We start from the raw sequence: 430 nt of genomic DNA on the forward strand, positions 1-430 counted from the left end.
CGCCCGCGCCGCCGCGCCGCCGTCCGCGCCGAATCAGGGCGCTACCGCGAGAGCGGCGACAGCCGGTAGAGCATCCGAGCGGCCTGCGCGACGCCGGTCTTCGCTATCGACCCGCTTTTGAGCGCGCCGAGTTTCGCGTAGTAGCCGGACTTGAACGCGCCCTTCTTGGCGAGGAGCGCGCTCCCGAGCGCCCCGCGTTTGGCGTAGTACGCGGACTTCCGGCCGGCCGCGCCGGCGTAGTGTTTCGTGCTCGTCGGAATCGGCGTCCGGCGGCCCTGTACCTCGGTCGAGCCGCTGCGGATGGCGGTCAGGATGTCGTCGGCCGTGAGCGAAGCGCGCGACACGTCGGGGATGTCGATTTCCGTGTAGGCGCGGCCGACGTACCCGACCCGGTGGGCGTCGCTGCCGGCGACGCCGGGGTACTGGCGCT

The 430-nt window shown here is 72.3% G+C and carries 1 protein-coding gene; it reads right to left on the reverse strand.

What is annotated here, in order from left to right; translation table 11 throughout:
• Positions 1-41 precede the first annotated feature (41 nt).
• Positions 42-430, reverse strand: a 389-nt coding sequence (locus DVK01_RS21575) for a PHP-associated domain-containing protein (RefSeq protein WP_304999849.1), incomplete at its 5' end; no start/stop codon positions are given.

The sequence above is a fragment of the Haloarcula sp. Atlit-120R genome, assembly GCF_003665885.1.
GTDB classification, from domain to species: domain Archaea; phylum Halobacteriota; class Halobacteria; order Halobacteriales; family Haloarculaceae; genus Haloarcula; species Haloarcula taiwanensis.